Genomic DNA, 26,078 nt, shown 5'->3' with positions numbered 1-26,078 from the left:
CCCATAGTTTTATTTTTATGGGCGAATGCGCATAAAGTTGATTTTATGGGCTAGAGCGCATAAAGTGTGTTTTATGCGTGAGTGCCCATAGAAAAGCCGGAGGCCAGGATGAAAATTACGTCGGCGGAGCAGTTAGCGATTTACCTGAAAGATGTCAGGAAAAAAGAGAAGTTGGCGCAGGGACAACTGGCGGAAAAAGTTGGCCTGCGCCAGGAAACCATTTCAAAATTTGAGAACAGCCCGGCAAAAACCCAAATAGACACGCTCTTTAAGCTCCTCTCCGCGATGAATATGGAATTGCATGTGGAAAAAAGAGGCGAAAAACCCTCTACCCAACAGTGGAAGGAGGAGTGGTAAATGCGCGATCTGGCGGTGTATATGAACGGCTATGTAGTCGGATCCCTTATACAACAAAGCAGTGGCGCGAATACGTTTCGTTACCATTCGGCGTGGCTGCAAATGTCTGGGGCTCGTCCTGTATCGCTCTCAATGCCCTTGCGAGAAGCTGAATATACGGGTGATGTCGTTTTCAACTTTTTTGATAATCTCTTACCCGATAACCGCCAGATTCGTGAAAGACTTGCCAGCCGCTACCAGACAAATTCTATTCAGCCGTTTGATTTATTGTATGAAATTGGTCGTGACTGTGTCGGTGCGTTAATCCTGCAGCCACACGGAGAGGCAATACAAAATATTGAGCAAATAACGGGTGAAGCCCTGAACGATGCCAGGCTCGGGGATGTTTTAACGGGTTATTTAAATCCTTCTCGGCATCAGCAGGATGCGCCGGATTTTCGGATTTCCATTGCGGGCGCACAGGAGAAAACCGCGCTGCTTCGCTACCAGGATTGTTGGCAGATCCCAACGGGCATTACGCCCACTACGCATATTTTTAAACTGCCTGTGGGGGAGATCCAGGGGCCGAGCTATAAATTAGATCTTCGCGAAAGCGTTGAGAATGAGTGGCTAAGTATGCTGCTGGCCCGTCTTTATGGTATGGAAGTGGCTGAATGCGACATTATCACTACGCCTAAGATTCGCGCCCTGTCGGTGTCGCGTTTCGATCGTCGCTTTGTCAACGATAACCGCTGGATTGCTCGCTTACCGCAAGAAGATATTTGTCAGGCGTTAGGCTACCCGTCGACAAAGAAATATGAGAGCGATGGTGGTCCGGGCATTGTTGAAATTATGCATTTTTTGCTCGGGTCAGAGCGGGCGGAGCAGGATCGGGAAACCTTTATGCGTTCGCATATCCTGTTTTGGCTCCTCGCCGCCAGCGATGGTCATGCAAAAAACTACTCTGTCGCTATCCAGCCTGGCGGTGGATATCGCCTTACGCCGCTTTACGATATTCTCTCCTGCTATCCATTGATCGGCGGTCAGGGGCTGGCGCGGCAAGATATTAAAATGGCGATGGCGTTACATTCCACGGGCAAAGGTGGAAAAAAATATGACTGGAATATGATTTATCCGCGCAATTTTATAGCGACGGCGAAAAAATGCGGATTCAGCACAGAGCGCATGGCTCAATTATTAGCGGAGTTTTATGAAAATACGCCTGCGGTAATTGCCACGGCCCGACAGCAATTACCTGTAGGATTCCCGCCGCATATCAGCGAGGCGATATTTGAAGGTGTACAGCAGGCGGCCCGGCGGCTGGCTGGCTAAAAAAGCAGGCCAGGCCTGCTTTTTTTAGTCCTTAACCCGCGACGGCTTCTGCGGCCTGCGGTTTATCCAGCAGCCTCAGCATGGTATTGGCAATTTCGCGCTCGCCCATTACCACCTGATTGGCACCACGCTCGGTGATGTAATCCACCTCATCGTCATAGTGCGCACGGGCGATAATCTCAATATTTGGGCACTCTTCACGCGCGGTGGCGACAATCTCCCCGGCTTCGTAACCGTTCGGAATGGTCAGCAGTAGCCAGCGGGCACAGTTGATATGCGCCAGATGCAGAACCTCTTCGTTCGCGGCATTACCGAGCACAGCACGGATACCTCGCTCACGCAGTTCGTCCACGCGGGAACGAGAGGTTTCAATCACTACCAGCGGAATGCCCTGAGCCAGCAATTTTTCACCCAGCAGACTACCGACGCGGCCAAAACCGACCAGCAGCGCATGATTGCAGATGTCGACCGGGATCTGCTTCTCTTCTTCGATAGCTTCTTCCAGCGTCTGTTCTTCCAGCGTCTCGGTTTTCTTGAGGTACTTTTCCAGCAGAGTGAACAGTACCGGATTGAGCATGATTGAAAGAATAGCCCCCGCCAGCACCAGATTCTGCCCCGCCTGCGGTAGCAGATTCAGCGCCATGCCAAGACCTGCCAGAATAAAGGCGAACTCACCAATCTGTGCAAGGCTTGCGGCGATGGTTAAGGCGGTACGCGGCGAATGGCCGAACATGCGTACCAGCAGGAAAGCGGCCACGGATTTGCCGAAGATAATAATGGCCAGCGTACCCAGCACCGCCAGCGGCTGTTCGATGAGAATAAGCGGATCGAACAGCATACCGACGGAGACGAAGAACAGCACCGCAAACGCATCGCGCAGCGGCAGCGTATCGTGCGCCGCCCGGTGGCTGAGTTCGGATTCGTTCAGCACCATTCCGGCAAAGAACGCGCCCAGCGCAAACGAAACATCAAAAAGTTCAACGGCACCAAAGGCGATGCCGAGCGCCAGCGCCAGTACCGAAAGGGTAAACAGCTCTCTGGAGCCGGTAGCGGCGCTGCGCGCCATAATCCACGGTACCAGGCGGCGGCCGACCAGCATCATAATGGCGATAAAGGCCACCACTTTGCCGATGGTGATGCTCATATCCAGCGCCAGCGTCGCCAGGCCGACGTTGCCTTTTTCCACCATTCCGGCGATAGCGGGCAGCAGCACCAGCGTTAACACCATTACCAGGTCTTCAACGATCAGCCAGCCGATGGCAATCTGCCCGCGCTGGCTGTCGATAAGCTGCCGCTCCTCAAGGGCGCGCAGCAGCACCACGGTACTGGCGGTAGAAAGACAGAGACCAAACACGATACCGGTCATCAGTGACCAGCCTAATAACGCGGAAAGCGCCATACCCAGCAGCGTCGCCACGGCAATCTGTGCGATCGCGCCGGGAATGGCGATGGACTTTACCGCCATCAGATCCTTCAGGGAGAAATGCAGCCCGACGCCGAACATCAGCAAAATTACCCCCAGCTCGGCCAGTTCTGGCGCAAGCTGCGTATCGGCGACAAAACCCGGCGTAAAAGGTCCGGATAACACACCCGCTAATAAATAGCCCACCAGAGGGGAAATACGCAGTTTATTGGCAAGCATGCCGAAGATAAAAGCGAGCACAAGGCCGCCAACAATGGTGGTAATAAGCGGTGTGGCGTGATGCATTCCGTCTCCTTTCGTTAATACATGGATCCTACGGTTAATAACCGATGCTGAGTTACAGTTTATGACAATTTTTCGAAATCTGTTTATGAATAATTGTTGAATTATGAAGAAAACGGTAATTTCACGCAAAAAAAGAGACCACAGGCCTCTGCGTAACATTAATCCTGCGTTGGGGGCACAGATACAGGTGATAGACGCGGCCAAAGAGGGAGTTTGACCGCGCTGAAATCAGTGTTGTGGACGATTATCGGGCAGGAATATGGTCAGAATGCCGAGTAAAGGCAGGAAAGCACATATTTTATAAACCAACTCGATGCTGGTGCGGTCGGCAACCAGCCCCAACACTGCAGCACCAAGGCCTCCCATGCCGAAAGCAAAACCAAAGAACAGCCCGGAAACCATGCCGATACGCCCCGGTAAAAGCTCTTGTGCATACACCAGAATGGCCGAAAAAGCTGAAGCAAGCACAAAACCAATGATCACCGTTAAAACGCCGGTCCAGAACAGCGTTGCATAGGGTAAAAGAAGCGTAAAAGGGGCGACGCCGAGGATAGAGCCCCAAATGACATACTTTCTGCCAATTTTATCCCCCAAAGGCCCGCCGATTACCGTACCTGCGGCAACGGCAAACAGGAAGATAAACAGATGAATCTGGGCATTTTGCACCGATAAAGCGAACTTATGCATCAGATAAAAGGTGAAATAGCTGCTAATACTCGCCATATAGAAGTATTTAGAAAAAATCAGGATCAGCAGGATGCTAACCGCCAGAATCACTTTGTTGCGCGGCAGAGGACTTATTAGTAATGCTGATTTTTTACCGCCATTCACCCGCTGCTGTGCGGCGTACCAGCGGCTGACCTGCATCAGCACAATGATCGCCAGCAGAGCCGCGAGCACGAACCAGGCGACATTGCCTTTGCCATACGGGGCAATGATCACCGCCGCCAGTAGCGGGCCTAACGAGCTACCAAAGTTTCCGCCGACCTGAAAAATGGATTGTGCCAGCCCGTGGCGACCGCCGGAGGCCATACGCGCCACGCGAGACGATTCCGGATGGAAAACCGATGAACCTGTCCCCACCAGCGCGGCGGCGATAAGCACGGTGGTAAAACTGCCCGCCAGCGCCAGCAACACCAGCCCGCTCAGGGTGAAACACATGCCGATCGGCAGCGACCACGGCATCGGATGTTTGTCGGTGAGATAACCCACTACCGGCTGGAGCAGTGAAGAAGCGACCTGGAAGGTGAGGGTAATAAAGCCAATCTGCACAAACGATAACGAGAAATCAGCCTGCAACAGCGGGTAAATCGCCAGTAGCAGGGACTGAATCATATCATTAAGCAGATGTGAGATGCTGATAGCGCCAAGAATGCCGAAAGCGGTGCGAGCAGCAGGCGTTGGCTGCGACGTTTCACTGATTGCCATAAATACCACGTATGTTGTTAGTCGATGTTAGAAGCGCAAAACGGTAATGATTATCTATCTACCATAGTGTTGCTGAAAGTTTGAAGGAAGTTACGATTCTGCATACATATTTGTCTATTATTTGCAGGCGCTGTAATTTCTCAATTTATCAATAGGTCAGAGAGAGAAGCATGAATTTATTAAAACAAAGCATTACGCTGGGGCTGCTGACGGCACTGGGCCTCGTCAGCTTGCAGGTACAGGCCTATGAGAAGGACAAGACCTATAACATCACCATCTTGCACACTAACGACCATCACGGCCATTTCTGGCGCAGTGATTATGGCGAATATGGCCTGTCGGCGCAGAAAACGCTGGTGGATGGCATTCGCAAAGAAGTCGCGGCCGCAGGCGGAAGCGTGCTGTTGCTCTCTGGCGGCGATATCAATACCGGCGTACCGGAATCAGATCTGCAGGATGCGGAACCCGATTTTCGCGGGATGAACCTGATTGGCTACGATGCAATGGCGGTAGGTAATCATGAATTTGATAATCCCTTAACCGTGCTGCGCCAGCAGGAAAAATGGGCGAAATTCCCGTTCCTTTCCGCCAACATTTATCAAAAAAGTACCGGCCAGCGCCTGTTTAAACCGTGGATGATCTTCAATCGGCAGGGGCTCAAAATTGCCGTTATCGGTTTAACCACCGACGACACGGCGAAAATTGGTAACCCGGAGTTTTTCAACGATATTGAATTTCGCAAACCCGCCGACGAAGCGAAGCTGGTTATCTCTGAACTCAATCAAAATGAAAAACCGGACGTGATCCTTGCAACCACCCATATGGGCCATTACGACAACGGTGAGCATGGTTCGAACGCGCCGGGGGATGTTGAGATGGCGCGCAGCCTGCCAAAAGGCGCGCTGGCAATGATTGTCGGCGGACACTCGCAGGATCCGGTCTGTATGGCCTCAGAAAATAAAAAGCAGGTCGATTATGTGCCGGGTACGCCATGCGCGCCGGATCAACAAAACGGTATCTGGATTGTCCAGGCGCATGAGTGGGGTAAATATGTCGGTCGCGCAGACTTTCAGTTCCGCAACGGTGAGATGAAACTGGTGCGCTACCAACTGATTCCCGTCAATCTGAAGAAGAAAATCACCTACGACAACGGCAAAACTGAACGCGTGCTCTACACCCCGGAAATCGCTGAAAACCCGCAGATGCTCTCTATGCTGACGCCGTTCCAGAACAAAGGCAAAGCGCAGCTGGAGGTGAAAATTGGTAATACAAACGGTCATCTCGAAGGGGATCGCAGCAAAGTTCGCTTTGTCCAAACCAACCTTGCACGGGTAATCCTCGCGGCGCAAATGGCGCGCACCAGCGCGGATCTGGCGGTCATGAGCGGCGGCGGCGTGCGTGACTCTATCGAAGCGGGCGATATTACCTACAAAGACGTGCTGAAAGTGCAGCCGTTTGGCAACACGCTGGTGTATGTCAACCTGACGGGGAAAGAGTTGATGGATTACCTGACCGCTGTGGCGCAGATGAAGCCGGATTCAGGTGCTTATCCGCAGTTCGCTAACGTCAGCTTTGTCGCGAAAGGGGGCAAGCTGAGTGATGTGAAAATCAAAGGCGAACCGATTGATGAGGCAAAAAGTTACCGCCTGGCGACCCTGAGTTTCAATGCCACCGGCGGGGATGGCTACCCGCGGCTGGATGATAAAGCCGGCTATGTGAATACCGGCTTTATTGATGCCGAGGTGCTAAAAGAGTTTATCGAGAAAAACTCGCCGCTGGATGCGAACGCTTTCGAGCCGAAAGGCGAGGTGAGCTGGCAGTAACTCGCCCCCCTAACCGTTAATCGCGGCGGGCGATGTCGGCAAATTTTGCCTCGAGCATTTTTGCCAGATCGCTTGCCGCAAGTTCAATATCCAGCCCGCGCTTGCCGCCGGAAACATAAATCGACTCAAAGGCCTGCGCCGGGGCATCAATCAGCGTCGGCAGGCGTTTTTTCTGTCCCAGCGGGCTAATGCCGCCCACCAGATAACCGGTCGTGCGTTGGGCAACTAACGGATCGGCCATATCGACTTTTTTCGCACCGAGCGCTTTGGCGACTTTTTTCAGATCCAGCTGTCCGGCAACCGGCGTCACCGCCACCGCCAACTGTTTCATGTCGCCGTTGATAGCTACCAACAGGGTTTTATAAACTCGATCGGCATTCAGCCCCAGCTTGCGCACCACTTCGTCGCCAAAATTGGTTTCACTGGGATCGTGATCGTAGGTATGAACCTGAAAATGAATGTTGTTTTTTTCGAGTAACTTTACGGCGGGGGTCATAACAATCCTTCTTACCACAGTCATCACACGGCGCTTAGCATACGCCTGTTGTCGTGGGCAAAAATAGTACCATCTTGCGCTATTGCGCGGCTTTTGCCCGCAGCAGCGCCGGCAGGTTGCCCTCGCCATACAGATGCAGTGCGCCCGCTGCCACCACGTAGCGACCCGGCGGCAGTTCGAATAAGCGCTCGCACCATGCCCGATTACGTTGATGCATCAGCACATCATGCAGCGACTGGCTAAACGTCGACGGCAGCGTCAAATCCGCCTCTGCGGGCGGGTTTTCCAGCCACCAGCTCATCATCACCTGCAACAAACGCGCGTTCTCATGCCAGTGCGTCAGCGTATCCTGTAACAGCTCATTCCCTTCATCGGGTAACCGGCGCAGGATATCCAACTGACTGTTGGTTCCTTCCAGTTCCACTATTTTTGTCTGATAGTGCTGAGCGGCCCGCAGTAACTGATAGTCGATGCCGTATTCCGGGCGCAAGCCCAGCCGCTGCGCCTGGGTGGCCTGCAGCACCAGCGCGATATGCCATGCCGGACGTGTCTCAAACTCGCTTCGGGAGAGCGACAGCGTTTGCAGCGTATTATCAAGCTGGGCGAGAAGTTCGGTGCTCAGACGCTGATCCAGCGGTTCAGCGGGCGGCAGGTTATCGAATGGGGAATCAGAACCGGCAATATCGGCTTCGACGATCAGCGCATCGGCTTCGCGCAGCTTTTCCATCAGCTGCGCCGGGAGCGGCGACATACCGTGAGTGCCCATATGAATGCTGCCCACCAGGTGCAGATGGCGACCGCCGGGCAGATCCACATCCAGCGCCGGCCAGTCATAGTGACGCACACGCAGCGCGCGAAAAAAGGTTTTCAACCGTTGAAACAGACTCATACGCGCGTCCTGAAGGAAAACACTCATGCTAGCGCGCGCGGCTGGAAGGTGCAAACCCCGCCGAAGAAGCGGCGGGGCAGGCGGTTACTGACGAGGTTTAAAGCGCAGCAGGCGGTTGGCGTTACTGACGACGGTAATTGACGACAGCGCCATGGCCGCGCCCGCAACCACCGGGCTTAGCAGCGTGCCGGTTAGCGGCCACAGAATACCGGCGGCAATCGGGATGCCCAGTGAGTTATAGACAAACGCGCCGAGCAGGTTCTGTTTCATATTGCGCAACGTCGCTTTGGCAATCGCCAGCGCATCGGCAACCCCCAGCAGGCTGTGGCGCATAAGCGTAATGGCGGCGGTTTCAATCGCCACATCGCTGCCACCGCCCATGGCGATACCGACGTCTGCCTGCGCCAGCGCCGGGGCATCGTTAATGCCATCGCCGACCATCGCCACCTGGCGGCCCTGCTGCTGCAGGTTTTTAATCGCCTCGGCTTTACCGTCCGGCAGCACTCCGGCGATGACCTCATCAATACCGGCTTCTTTGGCAATAGCATTCGCGGTGGTGGGGTTATCCCCGGTCAGCATTACCAGCCGATAGCCGTCACGATGCAGTCGCTGCAGGGCTTCGATGCTGTCTTCACGCAGCGGATCGCGAATGGCAAACAGCGCCGCCGCTATACCGTCAACCGCCAGTAGAACCGGCGTGGCGCCGAGGCTGGCCTGGGCGGTTATTTCCGTGTCGAAGGCGCGGGTATCGACGTTGTGCTCAGCCAACAGCGCCTGATTACCAAGCAGCACGTTGCGGCCCTCAACGTTGCCGCTTACGCCCAGCCCGCGCAGGGTGCGGAACTGATCAACTACCGGCAGCGTATCGACGGCGGCTTTTTCAATAATCGCGCGTGCCAGCGGATGGCTGGAACCCTGCTCAAGCGCCGCCGCCAGACGCAATGCCGCAGCCTCATCGACCTCCAGGGTTTTAACACTGACCACTTCTGGTTTCCCCCGCGTCAGGGTGCCGGTTTTATCAAATACGATAGTGTCGAGCGTGCTGGCGCGCTGCAGCGCATCGGCATCACGCACCAGCACGCCAAACTCGGCGGCGCGACCGACCCCGGAAATAATCGACATCGGCGTCGCCAGACCGAGGGCGCAAGGGCAGGCGATAATCAGCACCGTAGTAGCAATAACCAGCGTATAGACGATTTGCGGTGCCGGGCCGAAGAAATACCAGACCGCGCCGCTCACAAGCGCGATAGCGACGACTACCGGTACAAACACCGCCGAAATGCGGTCGGCGAGCTGGCCGATTTCCGGTTTACTGCTTTGGGCCTGGCGCACCATGCGAATAATGCGTGAAAGGGTGGTGTGGCTACCAACGGCGCTGGCGGTAAACAGCACGCTACCGTCCTGCACCACCGTTCCGGCATGCACCGTGTCACCGCTGCTTTTTTTCTGCGGCACCGGTTCGCCCGTCAGCATCGCTTCATCGAACCAGGCTTCACCCTGGCGGATTTCGCCATCGACCGGTACGCGATCGCCGGTGGTCAGGCGCAACGTCATTCCCGGCTGGACTTCCGCCAGCGGCAGGTTTTTTTCACCCTCTTCGCTGACCACGCGCGCGGTTGGCGGGGTTAAATCGAGCAGACGCTCAAGGGCTTTCGACGAGCGCTGGCGTGCGCGGGCCTCCAGCATATGACCGAGGTTAATCAAGCCAATGATCATCGCGCTGGCTTCATAATAGAGATGGCGAGCTTCCATTGGGAACCAGTGGGGCCAAACGTTGACGCTCATCGAGTAGAGCCAGGCCGCGCCGGTACCGAGGGCCACCAGCGTATCCATCGTGGCGGTGCCGTTGCGCAGACTTTTCCATGCGCTGGTATAGAAATGCCCGCCGGCAAATACCATTACCGCCAAAGTAACAAGACCGATAACCAGCCATAGCGAGCGGTTGGCGTCGGTGACCATCATGTTATCGCCCAGCATGCCCCACACCATAATCGGAATGCCCACCAGCAGGGCGACAATCGCCTGCCAGCGGAAGCGCTTCATGGTGGCGAGGGCGGTTTCCTGCTGGCGCTCGCGGCGTTTAATATCATCTTCGATCGCTTCAGCACCGTAACCGGCGTTCTCTACGGCGCTGACTAATTCAGCGGCGGGCGCGCTGCCCATAACCAGCGCAGTGCGTTCCGCCAGGTTGACCCGTGCCTGCGTAACCCCCGGCACCGCCTGTAAGGCTTTTTGCACCCGGGAGACACAGCTGGCGCAGCTCATGCCGTTGATCAACAGCTGTTGGCTGTCATCAATTTCGTGAGCTGCCGGAAGCTCGGTTGCGGCCGCTGTCAGTGCTTCCGACGGGAGTGATGACTCTGCCAGCGGTTTAGCCTTTGGGTGGCTTAAGCTCGCACCGTATCCGGCTTCTTTTATAGTTTCGATCAGCGCGTCAGCGCTGGCGCTGCCGGTGACTTCCGCACGTTCAATAGTAACCTCCGCCTGTTCAACATCGGGGCGTTTTTCCAGGCTCTCTTTCACGCGTTTAACGCAATGGCCGCAGGAGAGGCCATCCAGGTTCAGCTCTATGGTATGAGACATATCAATCTCCTTATGGGTGAAGCTTTAACAATGACTGTGTAGAAGCTTAAACCTTCCAGCAAGGTAAAGGTCAAGGCTTTATCCTTTAAATAGCACCGGGGGCATAATTTGAATGTTGAACAGGGAATTAAGTGCCGTTATCAGCGGCAGATATTTGTTCTAACACGGCGTGATGTTTACTATTGAAAGTCTCAGGCTGCGGCAGTAAGGGGGAAAGATGAATATCAGCGATGTGGCAAAAAGAACCGGTTTAACCAGCAAAGCAATTCGCTTCTATGAAGAGAAAGGGCTGGTGACGCCGCCGCTGCGCAGCGACAACGGCTACCGCAGTTACAACCAACAGCATCTGTTTGAACTGACGCTGCTGCGCCAGGCACGCCAGGTGGGATTTAATCTGGAAGAGTGCGGCGAGCTGGTGAATCTGTTTAATAACCCGTCCCGCCACAGCGCCGATGTGAAAGCGCGTACCTTACAAAAAGTGGCTGAGATCGAACGCCATATCAGCGAGCTGCAAGATATGCGGTTGCAGCTGCTGGCGCTGGCGGAAGCCTGTCCGGGCGATGACGGGGCTGATTGCCCGATTATTGATAACCTTTCTGGCTGTTGCCATCACGGGAAGGGCTGAGAAAAACGGCTGCGGATTGGCATGCACAACGCCGTTTGCTAGCGTTCAAGAATGACAGGGAGTGCGTACACTCCCTGCTATCTGTTAATCCTGCACGGCTTTAATGCGTAACGTGATGCCTTCTACGGCGATCACCTCCACGCGCGTACCGGCGGCAAGATCCTCATCGGCGCTCACCGGCCACGAACTGTCACCGACGCGCATATGCCCACGGCCGTTGACCAGCGCGTTTTCCAGCTGGAAACGACGCCCGGTTAGCTGCTGGCCACGCAGATTCAGCGTCGCATCGGCAGGCTTTTGCGCTTTTACCCGCCGCGACAGCCATTGCCACCACAGCCAGGCGGCCAGCATGGTCAGCACGGCAAACAGCACGCCCTGCCACTCCCAGCCGAAGGGAATAAGCCACGCCAGCAATCCAGTCAGCACCGCCGCGATACCGCTCCACAGCAAATAGCCATTGCCGCCGAGCATTTCTGCGGCCAGCAACAGCCCGCCAAGCACCAGCCAGGCAAGATGCGTATGTTCGAGCAGCAGGGCGGCAATCATTTTTTACGCTCGCCGGCGCTATCTTTGACCAGTTCGGCGATCCCGGCGATGGAACCCATCAGGCTACTGGCATCGAGGGGCATCATCACCACTTTGCTGTTACTCGAGGAGCCGATTTGCTGCAGCGCGTCGGTATATTTCTGCGCCACAAAGTAGTTCACCGCCTGAATGTCCCCGGCGGCAATCGCTTCAGATACCATTTGCGTCGCGCGGGCTTCCGCTTCTGCCGAACGTTCACGCGCTTCCGCCTGCAGGAAAGCAGATTGACGTTCGCCTTCCGCTTTAAGGATCTGCGACTGTTTCTCCCCTTCGGCTTTAAGGATCTCCGCCTGGCGAATCCCTTCGGCTTCAAGGATATAGGCGCGTTTGGTACGTTCAGCTTTCATCTGCGCGTTCATCGAGGCAATCAACTCGGCCGGCGGGCGCACATCGCGGATTTCAATACGGGTAACTTTAATTCCCCACGGATTGGTGGCTTCATCGACAATATGCAGCAGTCGCGTGTTGATGCTGTCGCGCTGGGAGAGCATTTCGTCCAGCTCCATCGAGCCGAGCACGGTACGGATGTTAGTCATCGTCAGATTAATGATCGCCAGCTCCAGGTTGCTCACCTCATAGGCGGCGCGCGGCGCGTCGATAACTTGAATAAAGCACACCGCATCAATGGTGACGTTGGCGTTATCTTTGGAGATAACTTCCTGTGAGGGGATATCAAGCACCTGTTCCATCATATTGATCTTGCGACCAATGCGATCCATAAACGGCACCACCAGGCTTAACCCCGGCTGTAGGGTGCGCGTAAAGCGGCCAAAGCGTTCCACGGTCCACTGGAAGCCTTGCGGGACAATTTTCACGCCGGAGATAACCACCACCAGCGCGACGAAGATAAGAACGAGAATGACGATTGGCATCAAAAAAACCTCCTGTTTAATTTGATGCCATCTTAGCCCCATTTGACGATCAAAACAGCCCGATCGCCAAAATCAGTAGGAAACCTTAATAGAGAAGGGAGTAAAGCTGGCGGCGGTATTTCGATGCGAGGGCGTCGCCGGTCCCGAGGGCGGCAAGGATCTCTTGCAGCATCTTGCGCGCTTCACCGTCGGCGGCGCTCAGATCTTTGCGCAGATGGCTAAACAGCAGCTCCAGCGCTTCTTCATTGCGACCTACCTGATGCAGCTGCAGGGCCAGCTGCGTTGCCAGCATCGCGTCCTGGGGATTCTCTGCCACCTGCTGTTGCAGCTGCTGAATCTCCGGGGTATCCGCGGCTTTTTTCAGCAGTTCAATCTGCGCGACCAACCCCTGGTAACGTGTGTCCTGATCCTGCAGAGGAACCGTTTTCAGCACCGCTTCGGCTTCATCGGCGCGGTTCAGTTCAATCAGCGTTTCCGCCAGCAGCAGGGTGATTTCGCTGTTTTGCGGCGCGAGCTGGCTGGCCTCTTTCAGCAGCGGCAACGCATCGATATGCTTGCCTTCCTGTATCAGTTCCATAGCCTGTTGCGCTTTCAACTCCTCTTCGCGCGGCAGCACTTTATCCAGCAATGCGCGGATCGCTTCTTCCGGCTGCGGCCCCTGGAAACCATCGACCGGCTGGCCGTTCTGGAACAGATAGACGGTGGGAATCGCGCGCAGGCCAAACTGCGAGGCGACCACTTGCTCCGCGTCGCAATCCACTTTCGCCAGAATAAATTGCCCGTTGTACTGGGCGGCGAGGCTCTCCAGCACCGGCGTCAGTTGCTGGCAGTGCTGGCTACGTTCAGACCAGAAATAGAACAGCACCGGCGTGGCAACGGATTGCTCAAGCACCTGTGGCAGGTTCATTTCGCTAACATTGACGATATTCTGTGCAGACATACTGAGTTCTCTTTTTTGCTGTTTGGTCATACATGGGGGAGGGGCGCGAAGGCTTCAACTCACCCGTGCAAAATTTTATCCATTATGCGCGTCGGCAGCAGGCGCTTTAACAGGCTGACAGCCCAGGTGACCAGCGTTACCGGGTAGCGCGTTTTTGGTCTGGCGCTCTCAAAAGCATGGCGCACTTTCGCCACGACCGCTTCCGGCCCCAGCGTAAAACGTGCGGCGATACCGGGGTTTTCCACCGGCTTATCGCTCGTCTGGTTTACGTTATCGGTAAAGCGCGTACGGATCGGGCCAGGCTCAATCAGGCTCACTTTAATGCCGGTATGGCGCAGCTCCATACGTAAAGCATCGGACCAGGCTTCCAGCGCATACTTGCTGGCGGCATACGCGCCGCGCCCCGGCGTGGAGATCAGACCCATTACCGAAGATGTCATCACAATGCGCCCCTCGTCATGAGGCAGCATCGCCGGGAGTAAAAGCATGGTGAGCTGATGGGTGCCGAAAAAATTACTGGAAAATTGCTGCTCCAGCTGCGTGCGGCTGATGGTTTCAAGCGGGCCGTAAACACCGTATCCCGCGTTGTTAAAGAGGCCGTACAGGCGATTGTTGGTCAGGGCAATGATCTCGGCGGCGGCGCGCGTCACGCTTTGCGCGTCATCCAGATCGAGCAAAATACCGGTAAAGCCTTCGCTCTCCATACGGGCGACGTCGTCCGGTTTGCGACACGCCGCCAGCACGCGAAAACCCAGCCGTTTAAGTTCGCGCGCGCTTTCCAGACCGATACCGCTGGAACATCCTGTTATTAAGACCGTTTTTTGCATAACTTTACCTGAGGAGCGAGCCTGAACAATCAGGAGTCGTGTTTAACTAAAGGGGCCAGTCGCGTTGCCATCCAGTCCGCTATAAACGGCTGCGCATCGCGATTGGGATGGATGCCATCATCCTGCATCCATTGCGGTTTCAGATAGACCTCTTCCATAAAAAATGGCAGCAGAGGGATATCCAACTCACTGGCAAGCTTAGGATAAATGGCGCTAAAGGCTGCATTATAGCGGCGACCGTAGTTGGCGGGCAGCCGAATTTGCATTAACAGCGGCTGCGCGTTGGCGGCTTTCACCGCCTGCACCACCTGGCGTAGAGTTTGTTCTGTCTGCTGCGGCGCAAAGCCCCGCAGCCCATCGTTACCGCCCAGCTCCACCAGCACCCAGCGTGGCTGATGCTCTTTAAGCAGCGCGGGCAGTCGCGCCAGCCCCTGCTGCGAGGTATCGCCGCTGATGCTGGCGTTGATTACCGTCGGTTTTTGCTGCCACTTATCATTAAGTAGCGCAGGCCACGCGGCATTTGCCGCCATACGGTAGCCAGCGCTCAGACTGTCGCCCAGAATTAATAACGTGTCCGCCGCCGCGGCGCGAAAAGTTAACAAAAACAACAACAGGAAGGACAAATGCCAGCGGAAAACATTGTTGAAGTTCATCGTCTTAAGAAGTCCGTCGGTCAGGGTGAGCATGAGCTTTCCATCCTTACCGGAGTTGAGCTGGTTGTCAAACCAGCTGAAACCATCGCCCTGATTGGTGAATCGGGATCCGGTAAGTCCACGTTGCTGGCGATCCTCGCTGGCCTGGATGATGGCAGCAGCGGCGAAGTGCATCTGCTGGGTAAGCCTCTGCATACGATGGATGAAGAGGCGCGCGCCCAGCTGCGTGCGCAAAATGTCGGCTTTGTCTTTCAATCTTTTATGCTGATCCCAACCCTTAACGCTCTTGAGAACGTTGAGCTGCCGGCGCTGTTGCGCGGTGAGAACAGCGGCGAAAGCCGCAGCAGTGCAAAAGCGTTGCTGGAAGAGTTGGGGCTGGGGAAACGTCTGGATCACCTGCCTGCCCAGCTTTCCGGCGGTGAACAGCAGCGCGTAGCGCTGGCGCGCGCCTTTAATGGCCGCCCGGCAGTGTTATTTGCCGATGAACCGACCGGCAACCTGGACAGGCAAACCGGCGACCGCATCGCCGATCTGCTCTTTTCGATGAATCAGCACTATGGCACCACGCTGCTGCTGGTCACCCACGATGCACAGCTTGCCGCGCGCTGCGATCGGCGGCTTAGATTAGTGAATGGTGAACTGCGGGAGGATGCATGATAGCCCGCTGGTTCTGGCGCGAATGGCGCTCGCCGTCGCTGCTGATTGTCTGGATGGCCCTTAGCCTCGCGGTGGCCTGCGTGCTGGCGCTTGGCAATATCAGCGATCGCATGGAGAAAGGGCTGAGCCAGCAGAGCCGGGATTTTCTGGCGGGCGACAGGGCGTTGCGCAGTTCGCGTGAGGTGCCCGCGGCATGGCTCGAAGAGGCCCACAAACGGGGGTTGAAAGTCAGTGAACAGGTGAGTTTCAACACCATGGCCTACGCCGGCGAGACGCCGCAGCTGGCGAGTGTGAAAGCCGTTGACGATCTCTATCCGCTCTATGGCGAGCTGCAAACGGATCCTGCCGGGCTGAAGCCGCAGCCGGGTACGGTGCTGCTGGCATCACGGCTGATGGCGCTGCTCAATATAAAAATTGGCGACGCTATTGATGTCGGCGATACCACTCTGCAGGTTGCCGGGGAAATTATCCAGGAGCCTGATTCCGGCTTTAATCTTTTCCAGATGGCCCCAAGGCTATTAATGAACACCGCCGATGTGGCAAAAACCGGTGCGGTACAACCTGCCAGTCGCGCCAGCTGGCGGGTGAAATTTGCCGGTACGCCCGCGCAACTGGCGGGCTATGAACAATGGCTGCTGCCGCAGTTGAAGCCCGAACAACGCTGGTATGGCCTGGAACAAGATGAAGGGGCGCTGGGCAAATCCCTGCAGCGTTCACAGCAGTTTTTGTTGTTATCCGCGCTGTTAACGCTATTGCTGGCGATCGCTGCCGTCGCGGTCGCGATGGGTCACTACTGTCGCAGCCGTTACGATCTGGTGGCGATCCTCAAAACATTGGGCGCCGGGCGAGCGCAGTTACGCAAGCTTATCGTCGGACAGTGGCTGATGGTATTAGCACTGTCGGTGGTGACCGGCGGTGCGCTGGGGCTGACGTTTGAAAGTCTGTTAATGGTGTTGCTCAAGCCGGTATTGCCGACCGCGTTGCCGCCGGCCAGTTTATGGCCGTGGCTGTGGGCCGTTGGGGCAATGGTGGTGATTTCACTGCTGGTGGGCATGCGTCCCTATCGTTTATTGCTGGCGACACAACCGTTACGGGTGCTGCGCCGCGATGCGGTGGCTAATGTCTGGCCGCTAAAATTCTACCTGCCGGTGATTAGCGCCGTTGCCGTGCTGTTACTCGGCTGGTTAATGGGCGGCAGTATGCTGCTGTGGGCGGTGCTGGCGGGCGCGGTGGTGCTGGCGCTGCTGTGCGGCGTGGTGGGCTGGCTGCTGCTTAAGGTGCTCAAACGCCTGACGTTGAAAACCCTGCCGCTGCGGCTGGCGGTTAACAGGCTGCTGCGCCAGCCGTGGTCGACCCTGAGCCAGCTATCGGCGTTTTCGCTCTCCTTTATGCTGCTGGCGATGCTGCTGGTGATGCGCGGCGATCTGCTCGACAGATGGCAGCAGCAAATGCCGCCGGAAAGCCCGAACTACTTCCTGCTTAATATCGCGCCGGAACAGGTGACGCCGGTAAAAGCCTTTCTGGCGCAGCATGCTGTTAAGCCAGAGGCCTTCTACCCGATCGTGCGCGCCAGGCTGACGGAGATTAATGGGCAACCAACCGAGGGCAATCCCGATGAGGCGCTAAACCGTGAGTTGAATCTGACCTGGCAGCAGCAGCGCCCGGATCATAACCCACTCACCGCCGGAAGCTGGCCGCCAAAGGCCGGGGAAGTCTCAATAGAAGAGGGGCTGGCGCAGCGTTTAGGGCTGAAGTTAGGCGATGCGGTGACTTTTATGGGCGATACCCAACAGTTCAGCGCCAAAATTAGCAGTATGCGCAAAGTAGACTGGGAAAGTCTGCGACCCAACTTCTTCTTTATTTTCCCCGCCGGTGCGCTGGATGACCAGCCGCAAAGCTGGTTGACGAGTTTTCGCTGGCAGAACGGCAACGCGCTGTTGACGCAGCTGAACCGCGAGTTTCCGACTATCAGCCTGCTGGATATTGGCGCGATTTTGCAACAGGTCGGCAAGGTGCTGGAGCAGGTTAGCCGGGCACTGGAAGTGATGGTGGTATTGGTCACCGCCTGCGGCGTGTTGTTATTGCTGGCGCAGGTGCAGGTCGGTATGCGCCAGCGCCATCAGGAGCTGGTGGTTTACCGCACGTTAGGCGCGGGGAAACGGCTGCTGCGCACCACCCTATGGTGTGAATTTGCGCTGCTGGGATGTGTATCCGGGCTGGTGGCGGCGATGGGCGCGGAAACCGCGCTGGCGGTGCTACAAACCAGGGTGTTTGACTTCCCGTGGGAACCTGACTGGCGCGTGTGGATCACGCTACCATTAAGCGGCGCGCTGCTACTTTCTGTGTGCGGCGGCTGGCTTGGCAGTCGTTTGCTTAAAGGAAAAGCACTATTTCGTCAATTCCATAATTGATCCCTTCCTCAATACTTGCTCAACGAAACGCACACCGATAATGCTATCGGTGTGCGTTTGTTGCAAAGTGTAAAAGTTCCCCAAGTAATTGTTTACCAGCACAAAACAACAAAAAAACCCCACCAGTCAAAGGCTTTTAGACGTTAATATTCCGCCGCTAGTAATTAACTAGTGGTGTCTCTCCATCAAGGAAAAAACATGAAAATAAGAACAACCGCTCTGGCGACAGCTATCGGAGCAGCAGTAGCATTGATGTCTTTCGCAGCACAGGCGGAAATCACAGTACTTAAGCAAGATCCTCAGGCAGGCAATCCGTTAAGCCGCCTGAACTTCACCGTTGGTGGTTCAATTCGTCCTCAGTTCGATGACCGAATGGGCGATGGTGATAAAACGTCTTACAAACGTAACGGTTACGATGGCGGCACCCGTTTCCGTTTCGCTACCGATTACTACCTGTTCGATGATATTAGCTGGGTTAACTATTACGAACTGGGCGTCAACGTTCCGGCGCTGCTGGGCTGGGATAGCCACTACGCCGCTGGCGCTCACAATACCAGCCGCCGTATGCTCTATACCGGTCTGAAGAGCAAAACCTGGGGTACCATGACCTTCGGTCAGCAAAACAGCGTTTATTACGATGTGGTGGGCGCGAAAACGGATATCTGGGATTACGATATGAAAGCCCAGGCCCCGGGCAACGGCATTAGCGGTGACTACGATGGTTCTTACCGCTCACGCAAAATGCTGAAATATAAAAACACCTTCGGTGATGCGGATATTTACGCCTCCTATCTGTTCGAAGATAACGAAGTGCTGTTCCGCGATAGCAACCTGCGTTACAAACGTAAAGGCGGCGGTTCACTGGGCGTGGACTACCATATCGCGAAAGACCTGTCATGGGGCACCGCCTGGAACTACACCAAGGCGGACATGCGTAATGCAATTACCGGTGACAACGAAAGCTCCAGCCAGAATATCTACGGTACGGCTTTGAGCTGGACACCGGATAACTGGACCTTCTCCTTCGGCGGCGGCTGGTATGAAAACTTCCTGACCACCGGTAAAAAAGTCTACAACAACTACTTCGCAGGTGATGCGTGGGGTATTGAATACTTTGCCGGTTACAAAATCCCGGTCGGTCAGTACGCGCTCAAATATGTTCAGCCGTACGTGATGGGTGACCGTCTGCAGTACAAAACTGGCCGTAACTATCAGCGCATCGATAACGGCGTGGGTGTAACCGTGCAGATGGATTACGGTTTCCGTGTTGATTACGAACACGTATTCACTTCCGACACCGGCGACACTCAGGGCGACATGAATATCGTGCGCCTGCGTTACGACTTCTAAGTCGTGCGCCGCTGCCGGGTTTGAAAATCCGGCAGTGAAAAGCTAGAAAAGCATAACGAGAGTTCAGGCCCCGCTGCGGGCAGAGCTTCTTGTTATGCTTTACCCTCCCGTTTCTTCAACGCTCTCCCACCGTTTACTGCGTAAATGTTCAGCGTTTGAATTCATAAAGTTATGGCTGATGTATTTAGCTTCACCCTACCGAAGCCGCTGTGGTGTGGAAATCCGTTACGCGGGAAGAGGTGTAAAGCCCGCGAAGCGCAAGCGCCTGCGGGCATAAAGAAGGGTTACAGCAGTTTCGACTGGGCCCAGGCGATACCGCTGGCGTACTCCGGCGGCAACAGCGGAACCAGCGCTTCCAGCGTGGCGCTCAGACGTGCGGTATCATCATCATTCAAATTCAGATGACCCACTTTACGCCCCGCGCGTACCTCTTTGTCATACCAGTGCAGATGCACCAGCGGCAGCTTCAGCCAGTCGTAATTAAGATCGCTACCAATCAGATTGATCATCACCGACGGGCTATTGACTACCGGACGAGGCAGGGGCAGATCTACCACCGCGCGTAGATGCAGTTCAAACTGGCTAATGGATGCGCCGTTTTGCGTCCAGTGGCCGCTGTTGTGTACGCGCGGCGCCAGTTCGTTAATCAGCAAGCCGCCAGGGGTGACAAAACACTCCATCGCCATCACGCCGACGTAGTCCAGCTTATGCATAATGGCAGACAGCATGCTTTCCGCCTGCTGCTGCTGTGCGGCGTTAGCCTGGGGGAAAACGACGCTGGTGCGTAAGATGCCATCCTGATGCAGGTTGTGGGTCAGCGGATAGAAAACCGTGCTGCCATCGCGTGCCCGTGCGCCAACCAGCGACACTTCGCCAGAAAAATGAATGCCCTGCTCAACAATGCACTCGCCGTAGCAGTCGTCCGGCAATTGATCCGTTTCGTTCGCCTGTAAACGCCACTGCCCGCGCCCGTCATAACCGCCCACCCGACGTTTAACAATCGCCAGCTCACCGAGACGGGAAAATACCTCCGGCCATTCGCTTTTATCGGCCAGCAACTGCCACGGCGCGGTGGCGAGTTGCAGGGTGTCGAAAAGCTGTTTTTGCGTCAGGCGATCGGCAATCACCGGAAAGACATCGCGATTAACAAATGCCGGATGACGCGCCAGTTCGCGGGTTAACGCCGTTTCCGGCCAGCGCTCGATTTCTGCGGTGATCACACTCTGCTGAAACGGCACCGCTTCCGGTGCGTCGTCCAGCCCAACGGGCCATACCGCAATGCTCAGCGGTTCTCCGGCCTGGCGCAGCATCCGGCCAAGCTGGCCGTTGCCCAGTACACACACCTGTTTCATGCCGCGCCTCTCGGATCCGGGTTATCCAGCACGTCGTCGGTCTGCGTTTGCCGCCAGTCCACCAGGCGTTGATGCAGCGCCGCGTCGTGCTGCGCCAGAATCTGCGCCGCTAACAGGGCTGCGTTCGCCGCACCAGCTTTGCCAATTGCCAGGGTTCCCACCGGGATACCGCGCGGCATCTGCACGATAGAATAGAGGCTGTCGACGCCGCTTAGGGCAGCGCTTTGTACCGGCACACCCAGCACCGGCACCAGAGTTTTCGCCGCGATCATGCCCGGCAAATGCGCCGCGCCGCCGGCACCGGCAATAATCACCTGATAACCGTTTTGCTCGGCGCTTTCGGCGAAGCTGAACAGTTTATCCGGGGTGCGGTGTGCGGAGACGATTTCAACATGGTGCGAAACGTGCAGGGTATCGAGGATTTCAGCGGCGAACTGCATGGTTGCCCAGTCGCTTTTCGAGCCCATCACAATGGCGATGCGCGCCGGTTGGTTGCTTAAAGACATACGTCTCAAAACTCCTGTGGGTGTGCTTCAGACTACGTAAGAGGGCACAGAGAATAGCATGGAAAAGCGGCAAGGAAAACGGTTGCGTGCCGATGTTTCGTGCCTTCGACGGCGCAACGGCAGGGAAGTCAGAAGGGGAAAGTAATCAGTTCAACGTCACTCTCGGTGACGCGCACCATCGAGCCTTCGCTGTGCCACGCACCTAATACGGCGCGAAACGCGGCAGCATTATTTGCTATCAACTGATGGACCTTTGGGCGATGAGTATGCCCATGGATCAGCCACTGTACCTGGTGCGTTTCCATCGCGTTGACCACGGCGTGCTGATTCACATCCATAATGGCAATGGATTTACTGCTGTTGGCGGCTTTACTGCCTGCGCGCATTTGCATGGCGATGCGCCGGCGAATAAATAGCGGCAGGGCGAGGAACAGGCGTTGCAGCCAGGGCTGATGCACTTTCGCGCGAAAGGCCTGGTAACCCACATCATCGGTACACAGCGTATCACCGTGCATAATCAGCACCTTACGGCCATACAGATTGAGCACCTGCTCCTGCGGTAATAACTGCATACCGCTAAGACGGGCGAAGCGTTTACCGAGTAGAAAGTCCCGGTTACCGTGGATGAAGTAGCAGGGTACGCCGCTATCGACCAGGGCTTTAATCGCTTGCGCGATTTGCTGGTGCAGCGGATTGGGATCGTCATCGCCTATCCAGGCTTCAAACAGATCGCCCAAAATATAGAGCGCGTCGGCTTCTCGCGCTGTACCTGCTAAAAAACGCAGAAAACCGGCGGTGATCGCCGGTTCTTCTGTTTGCAGGTGCAGATCTGCGATAAAGAGTGTCGCCACGAATTACTCGCTGACGTCCACGCTTTCAATGATAACGTCTTCTTTCGGCACATCCTGATGCATGCCGCTGCGGCCGGTGGAAACGCCTTTGATCTTATCAACCACGTCCATACCTTCAACCACTTCGGCAAACACGCAGTAACCCCAGCCCTGCATGCTTTCGCCGCTGAAGTTCAGGAAGTCGTTGTCCGCAACGTTAATAAAGAACTGCGCGGTTGCGGAGTGCGGTGCCTGAGTACGCGCCATCGCCAGCGTGCCGCGGGTGTTTTTCAGACCGTTGTTGGCTTCGTTTTTGATAGGCTCTTTAGTGACTTTCTGGTTCATGCCCGGTTCGAAACCGCCGCCCTGAATCATAAAGCCATTAATTACACGGTGGAAAATCGTGTTGTTGTAGAAACCTTCACGACAGTAGTCCAGGAAGTTTTTAACTGTTTCAGGCGCTTTGTCATCAAAGGTTTTGATTACGATGTCGCCGTGATTAGTGTGGAAAGTAACCATTATTGCATCCTGTTCTGATAGTGTAGTGCGTAGACCCGCTAGTGGGTCAGAGATAGTCGCCTGTTATAGCATAACCGTAAGGCCGGATCACCTTGCAAAGTGAGCTGCTTCGGGTTTGAATTATAGGTAATATATGCCCTTTTCGTCCCACACACGTCCACATGGAATCTTCGATGTTAAAAATATTTAATACTCTGACGCGCCAAAAAGAGGAATTTAAACCTATTCATGCCGGGGAAGTCGGCATGTACGTGTGTGGTATTACCGTTTACGATCTCTGTCATATCGGTCATGGCCGTACATTTGTTGCCTTTGACGTGGTCGCGCGTTATTTACGATTTCTCGGCTATACGCTGAAATATGTCCGCAACATTACCGATATTGACGACAAAATCATCAAGCGCGCTAATGAAAATGGCGAAGGCTTTGTTGAACTGGTCGATCGGATGATCGTTGAGATGCATAAGGATTTTGACGCCCTCAATATCCTGCGCCCAGACAGCGAACCGCGCGCCACGCACCATATTTCAGAAATCATTGAGATTACCCAGCGCCTGCTTGAGCGCGAGCATGCTTACGTGGCCGATAACGGCGATGTGATGTTCTCGGTGCCAACGGATCCGACCTACGGACAGCTGTCACGCCAGGATCTGGATCAGCTGCAGGCGGGCGCACGGGTTGAAGTGGCGGAAGTGAAGCGCAACCCAATGGATTTCGTGCTGTGGAAAATGTCCAAGCCCGGCGAGCCGAGCTGGCCGTCGCCGTGGGGCGAAGGGCGTCCAGGCTGGCATATAGAATGTTCGGCGATGAACTGCAAACAGCTGGGCTCGCATTTCGACATTCACGGCGGCGGTTCGGATCTGATGTTCCCGCACCACGAAAACGAAATTGCCCAGTCGACCTGCGCCCATGACGGCGAGTACGTTAATTACTGGATGCACTCCGGCATGGTGATGGTCGATCGCGAGAAGATGTCCAAATCCCTTGGCAACTTCTTTACCGTGCGCGACGTGCTGAAATATTACGACGCCGAAACCGTTCGCTACTTCCTGATGTCCGGTCACTATCGTAGCCAACTGAACTACAGCGAAGACAACTTGAAGCAGGCGCGCTCGGCGCTGGAGCGTCTATACAACGCCCTGCGCGGTACCGACAGTAACAGCGCGCAAGGGGGCCATTTCGAGCAGGGCGAACTGTATGTGAAGCGTTTTTGCGAGGCGATGGATGACGATTTCAATACCCCGGAAGCCTATTCCGTGCTGTTCGATCTCGCCCGCGAGGTGAACACGCTGAAGAACAGCGGCAATGCCGCTGGCGCGAATGCAGCGGCGAAAACCCTGCGTGAACTGGCGGGCGTGTTAGGTCTACTGGAACAGGACGCGGATCAGTTCCTGCAAAGCGGTGCGCAGGCAGATGACAGCGAAGTGGCTGAAATTGAACAGTTGATTCAGCAGCGTCTGGACGCGCGCAAAGCGAAAGACTGGGCGGCGGCCGATGCCGCGCGCGATCGTCTTAACGAGATGGGGATCGTGCTGGAAGATGGGCCGCAGGGCACGACCTGGCGGCGTAAGTAATAAAAAAGCGGCTTCGGCCGCTTTTTTGTCATTTCAGCTCGCTAAAAGCGCGGGGAGCGTTTATCCCCGCCGCATTTTCCACAGCAGCAACATCACAATCATCCCCGGCAGCCACACCCATAACAGCTCCGAGAGAATCACCTGATGCCCGTAAGGCGTGGTATAGCGTGACAGGGCAAACGGCGCGACCTTAATGACCTGCCACGGCGCAAAGAAACGTTCCTCCGACCACGGCCACAGCCAGCCAACGCCTTTCCCGCCGGTGGTGACGGAATCGAGCAGGCTGTGCGACAGCAGCGAGACGGTGAGAAAAGCCCAGCAGCGCGCCAGGCTGGCGTTGAATCGTCTGCGGCCAAACCAGGCAACGATCAGCGGCAACACAAAGGCGAACAGCAGCGAATGGGTAAACCCGCGATGGCCGAACGCATTGCCGTAGGCGACGCCGAATTTAAACGCCAGCACATCGGCGTCGGGCAGCATGGCAAGCCCAATCCCCGCCAGCAATAAACCGCGTGGAATAACTTTACTGCCCAGCCCCAAACCCAGGCAAAGGGGGACGGCGGCATGGGTAACAATGGTTGGCATAACGCAGGTCTCTGAACAAAAAAGAAATTATAGCGAAAGTCACCCGCAGGGAAAGCCTACGATTTTCGGTATTTGTTATCGTCGCGAAAGTATGAACATTTCACTTTCACTGTTGATGCCAGTGAAGGTTGCCGCCTGTCGTTTATATTTCAACAACAGCCGCTTAGCACTAGGCTGATTCACGGACGATAAGCTGCCCGGAAAGGGTGATGCGCTGAGTTTGTAAATCAGGTTCTTTCAGCTTACGGATCATTAAAGCTGCCGCCTGGCGTCCTGTCTCCTCGCTGGCGGATGAAACATAGGTCAGGGAAGGTGAGGTGAGATTAACGTGCAGCATATCTTCAAAGCCAACCAGCGCCACCTGCTGGGACAAAAAGACATCTTTGCCGACCGTATGCCCGGTTTGATGGATCCCGGCAATCGAGCCAATCAAGGCGTCCGGTGAGTGGCAGAGCAGGGCGGTGAGGGTACTGTTTTTTTCCAGCAGCTGGCGCACGGCATACCCGGCGGCGCGGGTATCATCACTGCAGGACGGCGTGGCTTCTTCGCGCAATACCAGCCCGTGCTGGGTCATGGTGGTGCGAAAACCCGCTAACCGCTGCTGGCGAATCAAATCCCCTTCGATACCGCCAATATAGGCAATATTGCGGTGACCACGTTCGATCAAATAGCGCGTTGCCAGGATGGCGGCCTGGCGATTATCGCGCATCACCAGATTGCACTCTTCATTAAGCAGGGATTGCGATACGGCCACCAGCGGCAGCGGGCAGTTGCGGATTTGCGCGGGCAGGGCGGAAGTCCGCGTGTCGGAGGCGAGATAAATCACTCCGGCAACGCCCTGCTGTTTAAATGAAAGCAGGCAGCGCTCAAGATGATCGCTATCGTTCAGCGGCTGGCCGAGAAACACCATATAGCCATGTTTTTCCAGCTCCTGTACGACGCTGGCCATCACTTTAATCGAGAAGCTGTCGCTAAAATCGCGCAGGATTAAGCCAATCAGATTCGACGTATTGGCGCGCAGATTGGCGGCGGCCACATTGTGCACATAGCCAAGGGCATCGATAGCCGCGTTGACTTTGCCAATGGTCGCTTCGGAAATTTTCCCTTTCTGACGAAGCACCAACGAGACGGTGGAAACGGAAACGCCCGCCTGTTTCGCGACATCAATGATGCTGACTTTCTTCAAACCTTCTCCCT

23 protein-coding genes and 1 pseudogene are annotated in these 26,078 nt (G+C 55.6%); 8 read left to right on the top strand and 16 right to left on the bottom strand.

From position 1 onward, the window contains the following. Positions 1–108: 108 nt before the first annotated feature. Both RW65_RS07900 and RW65_RS07895 read left to right on the top strand, forming a co-directional pair. Positions 109–357: a helix-turn-helix domain-containing protein gene (locus tag RW65_RS07900; protein WP_039056167.1), complete on the top strand. Its 249-nt coding sequence runs from the start codon at positions 109–111 to the stop codon at positions 355–357. Next, positions 358–1,668, top strand: coding sequence for a type II toxin-antitoxin system HipA family toxin (locus RW65_RS07895; protein WP_039056166.1), 1,311 nt, complete (start codon positions 358–360; stop codon positions 1,666–1,668). 31 nt (positions 1,669–1,699) lie between these two features. Here the strand turns inward: RW65_RS07895 and ybaL are convergent, their stop codons facing one another. Continuing rightward, a complete protein-coding gene (gene ybaL, locus RW65_RS07890; RefSeq protein ID WP_039056165.1) occupies positions 1,700–3,376 on the bottom strand; it encodes a YbaL family putative K(+) efflux transporter in 1,677 nt (558 codons plus the stop codon). Positions 3,377–3,604: 228 nt separating this feature from the next. After that, positions 3,605–4,804 (bottom strand): MFS transporter, encoded by a 1,200-nt coding sequence (locus RW65_RS07885; protein ID WP_039056164.1) that lies wholly within the window; start codon positions 4,802–4,804, stop codon positions 3,605–3,607. Positions 4,805–4,974: 170 nt separating this feature from the next. On the opposite strand from RW65_RS07885, the gene ushA reads away from it, so the two are divergent. Next, a complete protein-coding gene (ushA, locus tag RW65_RS07880; protein ID WP_039056163.1) occupies positions 4,975–6,627 on the top strand; it encodes a bifunctional UDP-sugar hydrolase/5'-nucleotidase UshA in 1,653 nt (550 codons plus the stop codon). Between the two features lie 16 nt (positions 6,628–6,643). On the opposite strand, the gene ybaK is transcribed toward ushA, so the two are convergent. The 3 genes from ybaK to copA all read right to left on the bottom strand — a co-directional run bounded on the left by ybaK (position 6,644) and on the right by copA (position 10,595). Then, entirely contained in the window at positions 6,644–7,123 is a 480-nt protein-coding gene (ybaK, locus tag RW65_RS07875) for a Cys-tRNA(Pro)/Cys-tRNA(Cys) deacylase YbaK (protein ID WP_039056162.1), read from the bottom strand. 79 nt (positions 7,124–7,202) lie between these two features. Then, positions 7,203–8,012: a TraB/GumN family protein gene (locus RW65_RS07870; RefSeq protein WP_039056161.1), complete on the bottom strand. Its 810-nt coding sequence runs from the start codon at positions 8,010–8,012 to the stop codon at positions 7,203–7,205. Between the two features lie 84 nt (positions 8,013–8,096). Further along, complete coding sequence (gene copA, locus RW65_RS07865) at positions 8,097–10,595, bottom strand: copper-exporting P-type ATPase CopA (protein WP_039056160.1); 2,499 nt, start codon at positions 10,593–10,595, stop codon at positions 8,097–8,099. Positions 10,596–10,812: 217 nt separating this feature from the next. Between copA and cueR the strand changes: the two genes are divergently transcribed. Beyond that, positions 10,813–11,220 (top strand): Cu(I)-responsive transcriptional regulator, encoded by a 408-nt coding sequence (gene cueR / locus RW65_RS07860; protein ID WP_039056159.1) that lies wholly within the window; start codon positions 10,813–10,815, stop codon positions 11,218–11,220. A gap of 84 nt (positions 11,221–11,304) precedes the next feature. Here the strand turns inward: cueR and RW65_RS07855 are convergent, their stop codons facing one another. From RW65_RS07855 to tesA, 5 genes and pseudogenes are all read right to left on the bottom strand, one after another. Beyond that, positions 11,305–11,766: an NfeD family protein gene (locus RW65_RS07855; protein ID WP_039056158.1), complete on the bottom strand. Its 462-nt coding sequence runs from the start codon at positions 11,764–11,766 to the stop codon at positions 11,305–11,307. Beyond that, entirely contained in the window at positions 11,763–12,677 is a 915-nt protein-coding gene (locus tag RW65_RS07850; protein ID WP_039056157.1) for an SPFH domain-containing protein, read from the bottom strand. Before RW65_RS07850 ends, RW65_RS07855 begins: the two co-directional genes overlap by 4 nt. 85 nt (positions 12,678–12,762) lie before the next feature. Then, a complete protein-coding gene (locus RW65_RS07845; protein WP_039056156.1) occupies positions 12,763–13,617 on the bottom strand; it encodes a co-chaperone YbbN in 855 nt (284 codons plus the stop codon). Positions 13,618–13,676: 59 nt separating this feature from the next. Further along, positions 13,677–14,484: pseudogene (locus RW65_RS07840) on the bottom strand (SDR family oxidoreductase); the annotation flags it as partial. Next, a complete protein-coding gene (tesA, locus tag RW65_RS07835) occupies positions 14,474–15,097 on the bottom strand; it encodes a multifunctional acyl-CoA thioesterase I/protease I/lysophospholipase L1 (RefSeq protein WP_039056278.1) in 624 nt (207 codons plus the stop codon). The gene tesA and the pseudogene RW65_RS07840, both read right to left, overlap by 11 nt. Here tesA and ybbA point away from each other — a divergent pair. The 3 genes from ybbA (at position 15,068) to RW65_RS07820 (ending at position 19,515) form a co-directional block, all read left to right on the top strand. Continuing rightward, complete coding sequence (ybbA, locus tag RW65_RS07830) at positions 15,068–15,754, top strand: putative ABC transporter ATP-binding protein YbbA (RefSeq protein ID WP_039056154.1); 687 nt, start codon at positions 15,068–15,070, stop codon at positions 15,752–15,754. The genes tesA and ybbA overlap by 30 nt on opposite strands. After that, the gene (gene ybbP / locus RW65_RS07825; protein ID WP_039056153.1) at positions 15,751–18,165 is read left to right on the top strand and encodes a putative ABC transporter permease subunit YbbP; all 2,415 of its coding nucleotides are present in this window, start codon (positions 15,751–15,753) and stop codon (positions 18,163–18,165) included. Before ybbA ends, ybbP begins: the two co-directional genes overlap by 4 nt. Positions 18,166–18,363: 198 nt before the next feature. Beyond that, entirely contained in the window at positions 18,364–19,515 is a 1,152-nt protein-coding gene (locus RW65_RS07820) for a porin (protein WP_039056152.1), read from the top strand. 284 nt (positions 19,516–19,799) lie between these two features. On the opposite strand, the gene purK is transcribed toward RW65_RS07820, so the two are convergent. From purK to ppiB, 4 genes are all read right to left on the bottom strand, one after another. Next, positions 19,800–20,867: a 5-(carboxyamino)imidazole ribonucleotide synthase gene (gene purK / locus RW65_RS07815; protein ID WP_039056151.1), complete on the bottom strand. Its 1,068-nt coding sequence runs from the start codon at positions 20,865–20,867 to the stop codon at positions 19,800–19,802. Further along, the gene (gene purE / locus RW65_RS07810) at positions 20,864–21,373 is read right to left on the bottom strand and encodes a 5-(carboxyamino)imidazole ribonucleotide mutase (protein WP_039056150.1); all 510 of its coding nucleotides are present in this window, start codon (positions 21,371–21,373) and stop codon (positions 20,864–20,866) included. Before purE ends, purK begins: the two co-directional genes overlap by 4 nt. Before the next feature lie 128 nt (positions 21,374–21,501). Further along, entirely contained in the window at positions 21,502–22,224 is a 723-nt protein-coding gene (gene lpxH, locus RW65_RS07805) for a UDP-2,3-diacylglucosamine diphosphatase (RefSeq protein WP_039056149.1), read from the bottom strand. Between the two features lie 3 nt (positions 22,225–22,227). Continuing rightward, positions 22,228–22,722 carry a peptidylprolyl isomerase B gene (ppiB, locus tag RW65_RS07800; protein ID WP_039056148.1) on the bottom strand — a complete coding sequence of 165 codons (495 nt, stop codon included), beginning with the start codon at positions 22,720–22,722 and terminating at the stop codon, positions 22,228–22,230. 173 nt (positions 22,723–22,895) lie between these two features. Between ppiB and cysS the strand changes: the two genes are divergently transcribed. Beyond that, on the top strand, positions 22,896–24,296 hold the full coding sequence (gene cysS / locus RW65_RS07795) for a cysteine--tRNA ligase (RefSeq protein ID WP_039056147.1): 1,401 nt from the start codon (positions 22,896–22,898) through the stop codon (positions 24,294–24,296). A 60-nt stretch (positions 24,297–24,356) separates the two neighbouring features. Here the strand turns inward: cysS and RW65_RS07790 are convergent, their stop codons facing one another. Further along, positions 24,357–24,881 (bottom strand): metal-dependent hydrolase, encoded by a 525-nt coding sequence (locus RW65_RS07790; protein WP_039056146.1) that lies wholly within the window; start codon positions 24,879–24,881, stop codon positions 24,357–24,359. 169 nt (positions 24,882–25,050) lie between these two features. Next, positions 25,051–26,067: a Mal regulon transcriptional regulator MalI gene (gene malI / locus RW65_RS07785; protein ID WP_039056145.1), complete on the bottom strand. Its 1,017-nt coding sequence runs from the start codon at positions 26,065–26,067 to the stop codon at positions 25,051–25,053. Positions 26,068–26,078: the final 11 nt, after the last annotated feature.

Source organism: Enterobacter sp. Bisph1 (genome assembly GCF_000814905.1).
Taxonomy (GTDB): domain Bacteria; phylum Pseudomonadota; class Gammaproteobacteria; order Enterobacterales; family Enterobacteriaceae; genus Kosakonia.
Note: the sequence above shows the minus strand (reverse complement) of the source record. Positions and strands in the feature narration are given on the sequence as shown.

Bases quoted from the DNA above. Each gene is read 5' to 3' on its own strand.
- RW65_RS07900 (WP_039056167.1), top strand. From the start codon at position 109: ATGAAAATTACGTCGGCGGAGCAGTTAGCGATTTACCTGAAAGATGTC.
- RW65_RS07895 (WP_039056166.1), top strand. From the start codon at position 358: ATGCGCGATCTGGCGGTGTATATGAACGGCTATGTAGTCGGATCCCTT.
- ybaL (WP_039056165.1), bottom strand. From the start codon at position 3,376: ATGCATCACGCCACACCGCTTATTACCACCATTGTTGGCGGCCTTGTG.
- RW65_RS07885 (WP_039056164.1), bottom strand. From the start codon at position 4,804: ATGGCAATCAGTGAAACGTCGCAGCCAACGCCTGCTGCTCGCACCGCT.
- ushA (WP_039056163.1), top strand. From the start codon at position 4,975: ATGAATTTATTAAAACAAAGCATTACGCTGGGGCTGCTGACGGCACTG.
- ybaK (WP_039056162.1), bottom strand. From the start codon at position 7,123: ATGACCCCCGCCGTAAAGTTACTCGAAAAAAACAACATTCATTTTCAG.
- RW65_RS07870 (WP_039056161.1), bottom strand. From the start codon at position 8,012: ATGAGTCTGTTTCAACGGTTGAAAACCTTTTTTCGCGCGCTGCGTGTG.
- copA (WP_039056160.1), bottom strand. From the start codon at position 10,595: ATGTCTCATACCATAGAGCTGAACCTGGATGGCCTCTCCTGCGGCCAT.
- cueR (WP_039056159.1), top strand. From the start codon at position 10,813: ATGAATATCAGCGATGTGGCAAAAAGAACCGGTTTAACCAGCAAAGCA.
- RW65_RS07855 (WP_039056158.1), bottom strand. From the start codon at position 11,766: ATGATTGCCGCCCTGCTGCTCGAACATACGCATCTTGCCTGGCTGGTG.
- RW65_RS07850 (WP_039056157.1), bottom strand. From the start codon at position 12,677: ATGCCAATCGTCATTCTCGTTCTTATCTTCGTCGCGCTGGTGGTGGTT.
- RW65_RS07845 (WP_039056156.1), bottom strand. From the start codon at position 13,617: ATGTCTGCACAGAATATCGTCAATGTTAGCGAAATGAACCTGCCACAG.
- ybbA (WP_039056154.1), top strand. From the start codon at position 15,068: ATGCCAGCGGAAAACATTGTTGAAGTTCATCGTCTTAAGAAGTCCGTC.
- tesA (WP_039056278.1), bottom strand. From the start codon at position 15,097: ATGAACTTCAACAATGTTTTCCGCTGGCATTTGTCCTTCCTGTTGTTG.
- ybbP (WP_039056153.1), top strand. From the start codon at position 15,751: ATGATAGCCCGCTGGTTCTGGCGCGAATGGCGCTCGCCGTCGCTGCTG.
- RW65_RS07820 (WP_039056152.1), top strand. From the start codon at position 18,364: ATGAAAATAAGAACAACCGCTCTGGCGACAGCTATCGGAGCAGCAGTA.
- purK (WP_039056151.1), bottom strand. From the start codon at position 20,867: ATGAAACAGGTGTGTGTACTGGGCAACGGCCAGCTTGGCCGGATGCTG.
- purE (WP_039056150.1), bottom strand. From the start codon at position 21,373: ATGTCTTTAAGCAACCAACCGGCGCGCATCGCCATTGTGATGGGCTCG.
- ppiB (WP_039056148.1), bottom strand. From the start codon at position 22,722: ATGGTTACTTTCCACACTAATCACGGCGACATCGTAATCAAAACCTTT.
- cysS (WP_039056147.1), top strand. From the start codon at position 22,896: ATGTTAAAAATATTTAATACTCTGACGCGCCAAAAAGAGGAATTTAAA.
- RW65_RS07790 (WP_039056146.1), bottom strand. From the start codon at position 24,881: ATGCCAACCATTGTTACCCATGCCGCCGTCCCCCTTTGCCTGGGTTTG.